Annotated in this window: 7 protein-coding genes, 1 pseudogene and 1 riboswitch; of the genes and pseudogenes, 7 read left to right on the plus strand and 1 reads right to left on the minus strand. The window is 65.9% G+C overall.

Annotation, left to right across the window (positions count from 1 at the left end; all coding sequences use genetic code 11):
- From JWQ89_RS02265 to JWQ89_RS02275, 3 genes are all read left to right on the plus strand, one after another.
- On the plus strand, positions 1 to 1047 hold a 1047-nt coding region (locus JWQ89_RS02265; RefSeq protein WP_299638044.1), incomplete at its 5' end, for a pitrilysin family protein.
- A gap of 18 nt (positions 1048 to 1065) precedes the next feature.
- Positions 1066 to 1668, plus strand: coding sequence for a GNAT family protein (locus tag JWQ89_RS02270; RefSeq protein WP_299638046.1), 603 nt, complete (start codon positions 1066 to 1068; stop codon positions 1666 to 1668).
- A 74-nt stretch (positions 1669 to 1742) separates the two neighbouring features.
- Positions 1743 to 4625 carry an EAL domain-containing protein gene (locus tag JWQ89_RS02275; protein ID WP_299638048.1) on the plus strand — a complete coding sequence of 961 codons (2883 nt, stop codon included), beginning with the start codon at positions 1743 to 1745 and terminating at the stop codon, positions 4623 to 4625.
- A gap of 167 nt (positions 4626 to 4792) precedes the next feature.
- On the opposite strand, the gene JWQ89_RS02280 is transcribed toward JWQ89_RS02275, so the two are convergent.
- Positions 4793 to 5371 (minus strand): YqgE/AlgH family protein, encoded by a 579-nt coding sequence (locus tag JWQ89_RS02280; RefSeq protein WP_299638050.1) that lies wholly within the window; start codon positions 5369 to 5371, stop codon positions 4793 to 4795.
- Positions 5372 to 5503: 132 nt separating this feature from the next.
- Between JWQ89_RS02280 and JWQ89_RS02285 the strand changes: the two genes are divergently transcribed.
- From JWQ89_RS02285 to JWQ89_RS02300, 4 genes and pseudogenes are all read left to right on the plus strand, one after another.
- Positions 5504 to 6325, plus strand: coding sequence for a protein-disulfide reductase DsbD domain-containing protein (locus JWQ89_RS02285; RefSeq protein WP_299638052.1), 822 nt, complete (start codon positions 5504 to 5506; stop codon positions 6323 to 6325).
- Between the two features lie 71 nt (positions 6326 to 6396).
- Positions 6397 to 6894, plus strand: coding sequence for a peroxiredoxin (locus JWQ89_RS02290; protein ID WP_299638053.1), 498 nt, complete (start codon positions 6397 to 6399; stop codon positions 6892 to 6894).
- A gap of 11 nt (positions 6895 to 6905) precedes the next feature.
- Entirely contained in the window at positions 6906 to 7493 is a 588-nt protein-coding gene (locus JWQ89_RS02295; protein ID WP_299638054.1) for a hypothetical protein, read from the plus strand.
- Positions 7494 to 7690: 197 nt separating this feature from the next.
- Positions 7691 to 7779, plus strand: a riboswitch (glycine riboswitch).
- 146 nt (positions 7780 to 7925) lie between these two features.
- A pseudogene (locus tag JWQ89_RS02300) lies at positions 7926 to 8470 on the plus strand (glycine cleavage system protein T); the annotation flags it as partial.

The raw sequence follows: 8470 nt of genomic DNA on the forward strand, positions 1-8470 counted from the left end.
GGCGGCGACCTCAATGCCGCGACCTCGGTGGAGCATACCGGCTACTTCGCCCGCGTGCTGAAGGAAGACGTGGCGCTTGCCGCCGACATCCTCTCCGACATCCTCCAGAACTCGCTGTTCGAGCAGAACGAGCTCGACCGCGAGCAGCAGGTGATCGTCCAGGAGATCGGCGCGGCGCGCGACAACCCGGACGACCACGTCTTCGACCTGTTCCAGCAGGCCGCCTATCCGGACCAGGCGATCGGCCGCACCATCCTCGGCACCGTCGAGTCGGTGAACAGTTTCGGCCCCGGCACGATCCGATCCTACATGGAGCGCAACTATGTCGGCGACCAGATGGTGCTGTGTGCCGCCGGCAATGTCGACCACGACGCGCTGGTGGATATCGCCAACAATCGCTTCCACGACCTGAAGACCACCGGCGCACCGGCGCCCGAGAAGGCCGCCTATGTCGGCGGCGAGCAGCGGCTGGTCTCCGACCACGAGCAGGCGCATATCGTCCTCGGCATGGAGGGCAAGGCCTACAATTCCGACGGCTTCTATGCCGTCCAGATCCTCGCCTCGATCCTTGGTGGCGGCATGAGCTCGCGGCTGTTCCAGGAAGTGCGCGAGAAGCGAGGCCTCTGCTACTCGGTCTATGCTTTCCATTGGGCCTTCGCCGACAGCGGTATCTTCGGCGTTGCCGCATCGACCGGCGAGGACGAGGTGACGGACCTGCTGCCGGTGGTGCTCGATGAGTTGCGCAAGGCCACCGAGACGATTTCCGACGAGGAAGTGATCCGCGTCCGTAACCAGATCCGCGCCGGCCTCCTGATGTCGCTCGAGAGCCCCTCATCGCGCGCCGGCCAGCTGGCGCGCCAGCAGATCCTCTGGGGCCGCACCATTCCGCTGCAGGAAACGGTCGAGCGCATAAACCGCATCACCGCCGACCGGGTGAAGCAGGTCGCCCGGCAGATCTTCGAAGCCGGCAAGGTGTCGCTGGCCGGTATCGGCCCGGTCGCCAAACTTCCCGACTATCGCGACATCGCGGCGCAGCTTAAGAACTGAACGCATGGCGGCGCCGTCATGATGCTCACCTGGTTTGCCCGCGACGAGACTCCGGTGCTGATGGGGCAGCGGGTGATGCTGCGCGCAGCGCGGACCAGCGACTACACCGCGTGGCGCGACCTGAGGCGGGCAAGCCGCGAATTCCTCAGGCCCTATGAGCCCCGCTGGACCGACTCGGACCTGAGCCAGCGCGTCTTCGCCGCGCGGCTGAAACGCGGGCGCGACGAGGCGAAGGCCGGGACCGACTATTCTTTCTTCATCTTCACCCGCAGCAGCGAGGAGCTTGTGGGGGGCATCACGCTCTCCAATGTCCGCCGTCGCGCCGCCCAGTTCGTCAATCTGGGTTACTGGATGGGGCATGCCTTCGCCGGCAAGGGATATATGACCGAAGCGGTCGGCCTCGTGGTACCATTCTGCTTTGAAACCCTTGGCTTGCATCGGATTCACGCCGCCTTCCTCCCGGACAATCAGGCCAGCCGCCGTGTCCTTGAAAAAAACGGATTCCGGGAAGAGGGCTACGCCGAAAACTACCTCCAGATCGACGGCAGGTGGGCTGACCATGTGCTGTTCGGACTCACCCGGGAGCGCTACGACTCGACCATCAGGCACACCAGCCGGTGAGCGCTTGTCCCAAAGGGGAAACCCCGATACCTAGTTTCCCCATCCATGACCGCGGCAGGACCAACTTTCAGCTAATGCGTCACATCCTTTTCCTCGCGATGTGGATTGCGTTTGCGCTGGCTGGGAGCCTTCCTGCTTCGGCACTCGAGGTCATCACCGCCCCCGAGGACGTCAACGCCGTGAACCTCACCGGCGTGGTCGACGTCGTTCCCGGCGAGGGAGGGAAGGTCCAGCTTTCCACCGCCGCCGGCGAAGACGGCATCATCCGGCGCATCGAAGTGCTGGCCTCGGTCGGCGGCACCAATCCGAACTGGGCGCTGTTCGCGCTCCGCAACGATTCCGACGTGCAGCTAGAGCGCCTTCTGGTCGCGCCCTATTTCCGTCTGCCCGGCTCCGGCGTGTTCCGTCCGGATCTGGGCGCCGAGCGCATCAAGGTGCTGACGCCGAGCGCCGGGCTAAGGCCGACCCCCCTCACCGACCGCGAGGCGGACGTGTTCGAGGTCGTGCTCGACCCCGGCGCCACCGTGACCTTCGTCGCCGAGCTGTCGAACGGTGCGCTGCCCGAACTCTATCTCTGGAAGCCCGACGCCTACCGCGACTACGTCAACTCGTTCACCCTGTTCCGCGGCACGGTGCTTGGCGTCTCGGCACTGGCGGCGGTGTTCCTCACCATCATGTTCGTAGTCAAGGGGCGCGGCATCTTCCCAGCGACCGCCGCGTTCTCCTGGGCGGTGCTGATCTACCTGCTCGTCGATTTCGGCGTCCTCGGCCCGCTTCTCAGTATTTCCAACGGCTCCATGCAGCCCTTCCGTGCCGCCGCCGAGGCCGGTATCGCCACGACTCTGTTCGGATTCCTGTTCATCTATCTGAACCTCCACCGATGGCATCTGCGCTTCATCCACCTCGCGCTGGCCCTCGTCGTGGTGTTCCTCGCGCTGTTCGGCTTTGCGTTCTTCCAGCCCGCGATCGCCGCCACCGTGGCCCGGCTGGTCCTGGCGCTGCTCGGCGTCACCGGCTTCTTCCTGATCCTGCTGCTGGCGCTCCGCGGCTACGACCGCGCCGTGCTGCTGGTGCCGACCTGGGTCATCTACATCGCCTGGCTGTTCTACTCCTGGCTGGTGGTCACCGGGCAGGTGTCGAACGACGTGGCGCAGCCCGCAGTGGCCGGCGGCCTCGTCCTCATCGTCATGCTGCTGGGCTTCACCTCGGTCCAGCACGCCTTCTCCGAAGGGCAGGTGTCGATAGGCACGCTCTCCGAAGTCGAGCGACGGGCCCTGGCGCTTACCGGCTCCGGCGACTTCGTCTTCGACTGGAACATCGAGCGCGACCGCGTTTCGGTCTCCGATGAACTCGGCACCCGCCTCGGCGAGCGCCGCGGCGCCCTCCGCGGCTCCATCAAGCGCTGGCTCGATCGCGTCCACCCCGAAGATCGCGACCGCTTCCGCACGGCTTTCGACACGCTGGTGGAACTGCGCCGCGGCAAGGTCTCTGCGGATGTCCGGCTCACCGCCCATGACGGCACCTTCCGCACCTTCCGCATGCGGGTGAAGCCGGTGCTCGGCGGCGACGGGCAGGTCAACCGCATCGTCGGCACGCTGCAGGACGTCAACGAGGACCGCGCCAGCCGCGAGCGCCTGCTGCACGACGCGGTGCATGACAGCCTCACGGGCCTGCCCAACAAGCAGCTGTTCCTCGACCGGCTGGAGCGGGCCCTGGTTCGCGCCCGCCAGCCCAATGGCACCAAGCCCGCCGTATTCCTCATCGATATCGACCGCTTCACCGAGCTCGAGGAGCGGGTAGGCCGGTCGGCGGCGGACTCCGTACTGCTCGCCATCTCGCGCCGCGTCGCCCGCGTCATGCGCCCGCTCGATACCGTCGCCCGGCTCGGCGGCGACCAGTTCGGCGTGATCCTCGCCTCCGAGCAGGCCGCAGGCAAGATCGCCGAGACCGCCGAGCAGATCCGCAAGGCGCTGAAATCCCCGTTCAACTTTGGCGAGCGCGACCTCAGCCTCACCGCCTCGATCGGTGTTACTATCTACGACGGCAACCCGGTCGCCGCCCCCGACGTGCTGCGCGATGCCGAACTCGCCATGTATTACGCCAAGCGCCTCGGCGGCGACCGCATCGAGGCCTTCCGCGCCTCGGCCCGCTCCATCGCCGCCTACTCCAAGGCCGGCGAGGAAGACCTCGACCGCGGCCTGCGTCACGGCGAACTGGCGGTGCTGTTCCAGCCCATCATGGACATCCACGCCGGTACCATCGCCGGCTGCGAGGCGCTGATGCGCTGGAATCACCCACAGCGCGGCGTCGTGGCGCCCGAGGAATTTGTGCCGCTGGCCGAGCGCACCGGGCTGATCGAGCGCCTCGGGCGCGTCGCCTTCGAGCAAGCCGCCGGGCAGGCCCGTGAATGGGCTGCCTCGCTGCCGCTACCCGAGGATTTCTTCGTCTCGGTCAACCTCTCGCCGGCGCAACTGGCGACGGAATCACTGCTTAACGATATGCGCGCGCTGGTCTCCGACCACCGCCAGATCGCCCGCCACCTCAAGCTCGAGATCACCGAGAGCCAGGTGATGAGCAATCCCGAGCACTCGGCCTATGTGCTGAACGCGCTGCGCGCCCTCGGCCTCCGCCTCGCGCTCGACGATTTCGGCACCGGCCACTCGTCGCTGAGCTACCTCCACCGCTTCCCGTTCGACACCATCAAGATTCCCGCTGCCTTCGTACAGCTGGGCGACGACAGCGGCATGGGCCACACCCAGGTGCCGATCATCCGCGCCATCATCACGCTCGCCACCGAACTCGACCTCAGCGTCATCGCCGAGGGCGTCGAGACCATCGAGGAGATCGAGCGCCTGCAGCAACTCAACTGCCAATACGCCCAGGGCTACGCCTTCGGCGCCGCGATGAGCGGAGCAGAACTCGGCAAGCGCCTGCAGACGCAGTTCAACGGGAAGTAGGCGGGGTTTCAGCGCCTACCGGAGCGCCCCCATAAAGGGGAGGTGCCCGCCGGTGGGTCGGGGTTCTATGGCGCCACACACTCGACCCTCCCCTTTATGGGGAGGGAGGGGGGAGGGGCCGTCTGCTTCAGTCAGCAGCGCCGCCATCCTCTATGTCGACGGGTCGTTCACCCATGCCCCGCCGCGCCACTCAGCGTCGCCCGCGTGATCCCCAGGCTCGCCAGCGCCGCGTCATACCGGTTCTCGATCGGCAGGCCGAACAGCAGTTCGCGCGAGAACGGCACGGTGAGCCAGCCATTGCCCTGGATCTCGGTCTCGAGCTGCCCGGCGCCCCAGCCGCAATAGCCCAGCGCGAACAGCGATTGGCTCGGGGAGTTCTTGAAGGCCATGGCCTTGAGGATATCGAGCGTCGCCGTAAGGCAGATGTCGTCGGTGACCTCGTAGGAATTGCCGACGCGGAAATAGTCCGAGGAATGCAGCACGAAGCCGCGGCTCTTCTGAACCGGCCCGCCGCGCAGCACCTGGCGGTTCCTGACCGAGTCTGGCAGGCGGATAAGCTCGTCCTTCTCCCCCAGCTCAAGCTCCTCGAGTATGTCGGCGAACTTCATGTCCTCGAGGCTCTGGTTGACCACCAGCCCCATCGCCCCTTCCTCACCGTGCCCGACCAGGTAGATGACGGTCTCGCGGAAGCGCTCGTCACCCATTTCGGGCATGGCGACGAGAAACTGGCCCCTGAGCGACTCCATCGGCAACATCTCCTGGTCCGGCAGAGCCGGACGGCCAATAGTTTAGACCCGCCCCGCCACTCTGCCTAGCGTACCTTCACGAAGACCTGATCCGGGTTTCTATTTAGGGTGCGCTCGGCTATCCGAACACCCATGCGCATTCCGGCAGTCCTGCTTGTTCTCGCTTCGACCCTCCCCGCCACGGCGGCCGAGACGCCATGGCAGGAGGTGGCGCCCGGCGCGCGGGTGCGGCTGATCTCGGCAGATGTGCTGAAGCCGGGCGGCACCAGCATGGTGGCGCTCGAGATCGATATGCCGATGACCACCAACACCTATTGGCGCGTGCCGGGCGAAACCGGCATCCCCACCCAGTTCGATTTCACCGGCTCGGCCGGCGTGACCGGGTACGAGGTCTTGTGGCCGTTTCCGGTGCTCGAGACCCAGACGGGCTATGTCGATTTCGTCTATCGCGGCCCCACTGTCCTTCCGGTGGAGCTGAAGCTCGACGGCGCTGCCGCCGACGTCAAGCTTCAGGTGACCATGGGCGTCTGCTCCGACATCTGCGTGCCGGTGATGGCGACATTCGCGCTTCCGCTCGATTTCACCGCTCCGGATCGCGCCGAGGGCCTCCGCATCGCCCAGGCATTGGCGCTGACTCCGATGCCGTGGGACGATCCCCGCGACCCCATCGCCTCGGTGGGGTTCGACCATGACGCCGGAGCGCTGGCGGTGCGCCTCGGCGACCCCAGGGTCGATCCACTGTCGCTCATCGCCGATACCGGAGCAGGTGGCCAACTCTTTGGCGCGCCGCAAAAAAGCCCGGATGGAAAAATAGTCCTCCTGCCACTGCTCGGGGGAGAAAGTGGCCGCGACGTGGAGGGCAAGCCCGTCCGGCTCACGTTCATGACCGAAATGGGCCCGTTCTCGGTCGAACGGCGGATTGCGTCCGCCGGGTCGACGGCGACGGACGACTGATCTAAGGTCCACCGCGCCCGGATTCCGGGCACGAAGCTTGGTCTCGACGTTTCTTGGGGAGAATTCAGCACATGACGATCCAGCGTGGCGACAGGATACCGTCGGTCCCGATAAAGCTGGTGGGCACGGGCGATACCGTCGACACCACGTCGGACGCAGTGCTGGGGACGGGCAGAGTGGTGTTCTTCGCGGTGCCCGGCGCATTCACCCCGACCTGCGACACCTCGCATTTGCCCGGTTTCGTCGCCAACATCGCGAAATTCCGCGCTCTTGGCGTCGACAAGATCGTCTGCGGCGCCGTCAACGACCATCACGTCACGAAGGCCTGGGCGGAACGTTCCGAGGCACTCGGCAAGGTCGAGTTCATTTCCGATGCGCACGGCAACCTTGCCGAAGCGCTCGGCCTCGTGAAGCAGTTTGGCGACCTCGGCAAGCGCTTCGCGCGCTTCGCCATGATCATTGAGAACGGCGTCGTCAGGGACCTGTTCGTGCAGGATGTTGCAGGAGTGACCGTCAGCGGCGCGCCCGCCATCCTCATGGCCCTGCAAACGTCGCAAGTAAGTGCGTAAGGAGCACTCGTATGGGGTTTGTTGAATTCGCGACGACGCGGGGCGCGCGTCTCGTGTCGATGGGAGCCGTGGCGCTCGCCCTCTCGGCATGCTCGATGGGCAACATGTTCGCCCCGGCCGCAAGCGGCCCCTCGGCCATGCAGACCGCCAATCCCACCCAGCAGGAACTGGCGACAGCCAGCACCAACGCGCTGCCCGCCATTGCCACCGAATGTCCGCCGATCAAGGTGCGGCTGGGTGGCGAGGCGCTGTTCTATTACGGCAAGGGCAAGGTCGGTAACGCCAAGGACCTCAACTACCAGGCAGTGATCGACAAGCAGTCGCGCAACTGCGTGGTCTCGAACGGGCTGATCACCGTGAAGATGGGGATCGTCGGGCGCCTCCTGCTCGGCCCCGCCGGCAACCAGACCAACGTCAATGTGCCGGTCCGCTTCGCCGTCGAGCGCGACAACGTGGCGCTATTCTCCGAGCGCTACGATATCCCCGTCACCATCACCCCGCCGAACCAGTCCGAAGAGTTCGTGAAGGTGGTCGAGAACGTCGCCATCCCCTACACCGGCGGCGAGCAGATCGTGATTTGGGTCGGCTTCGACAGCTGAGGACGATCCTTCTCCCCGACGCCTCCCCATTCTGGATGTCATCCGCGAAAACGGGGACCTCTGTTTCGGAGGGCGCGCGGTAAGCTCGGCAAACGGGGTTCCCGTCTTCGCGGGAATGACCCTGTGGTTGATGGTGGCGCCGGCGCCCGTGGATGCCTGATGCCAATTGACTTCGTCCCCCAAACCCGGCTTAGCTTCATTCGACTGCGGGAGAGTCCGGCTTCGCGCCGGCGCCGAAGGAGCAACCGCCCCGGAAACTCTCAGGCACCCGGACCGCAGTCGAACTGAACTCTGGAAAGCAGGCGATCTCGCCTCACCGAAGGAGCAACTCGCCCATAGGCGGCGAGGAAATCTCTCAGGTTAGCGGACAGAGGGGGCACGAACGCCGGGCGGTGCTCGCGCGTTGCTGTGCAGTCAACCCCTGGTGTCCCGATGGCCGATCAAGCGGCAGACGACCTCAAGACCGTAGTCCTCAACGACAAGCACATCGCGCTCGGTGGCCGCATGGTGCCGTTCTCCGGCTATTCGCTGCCGGTGCAGTACCCCGCCGGCATCATCGCCGAGCACAAATGGACCCGCGAACACACCGGCCTGTTCGATGTCTCGCACATGGGCCCGAGCTTCCTCGTCATCGACCAGAAATCCGGTGACGACGAGGCCGACCATGCAGCCATCGCCGCGATCATCGAACCGCTGGTCTGCGGCGACATCAAGGGGCTGAAGCCCGGCCAGATCCGCTACACCCTGCTGCTCAACGACGCTGGCGGCACCTATGACGACCTGATGATCGCCCGGCCGGCCGCTGATGGCTGGGGCGGCGCGCTCTACATCGTCGTCAACGCCGGCACCAAGGACGCCGATTTCCAGCGCATTGCCGCCGCAGCCGCGGGCAAGGCGACGCTCAACCGCTCCGACCACTGCGCGCTGCTGGCACTGCAGGGCCCCGAAGCGGCCGAGGTGATGCGCGGCCTGATCCC

It is taken from the genome of Devosia sp. (assembly GCF_028290645.1).
GTDB lineage: Bacteria > Pseudomonadota > Alphaproteobacteria > Rhizobiales > Devosiaceae > Devosia_A.

What these genes read in the sequence shown, in the direction of transcription:
- JWQ89_RS02270 (WP_299638046.1), top strand. Translation starts at nt 1,066, where the DNA reads ATGATGCTCACCTGGTTTGCCCGCGACGAGACTCCGGTGCTGATGGGG.
- JWQ89_RS02275 (WP_299638048.1), top strand. Translation starts at nt 1,743, where the DNA reads ATGCGTCACATCCTTTTCCTCGCGATGTGGATTGCGTTTGCGCTGGCT.
- JWQ89_RS02280 (WP_299638050.1), bottom strand. Translation starts at nt 5,371, where the DNA reads ATGGAGTCGCTCAGGGGCCAGTTTCTCGTCGCCATGCCCGAAATGGGT.
- JWQ89_RS02285 (WP_299638052.1), top strand. Translation starts at nt 5,504, where the DNA reads ATGCGCATTCCGGCAGTCCTGCTTGTTCTCGCTTCGACCCTCCCCGCC.
- JWQ89_RS02290 (WP_299638053.1), top strand. Translation starts at nt 6,397, where the DNA reads ATGACGATCCAGCGTGGCGACAGGATACCGTCGGTCCCGATAAAGCTG.
- JWQ89_RS02295 (WP_299638054.1), top strand. Translation starts at nt 6,906, where the DNA reads ATGGGGTTTGTTGAATTCGCGACGACGCGGGGCGCGCGTCTCGTGTCG.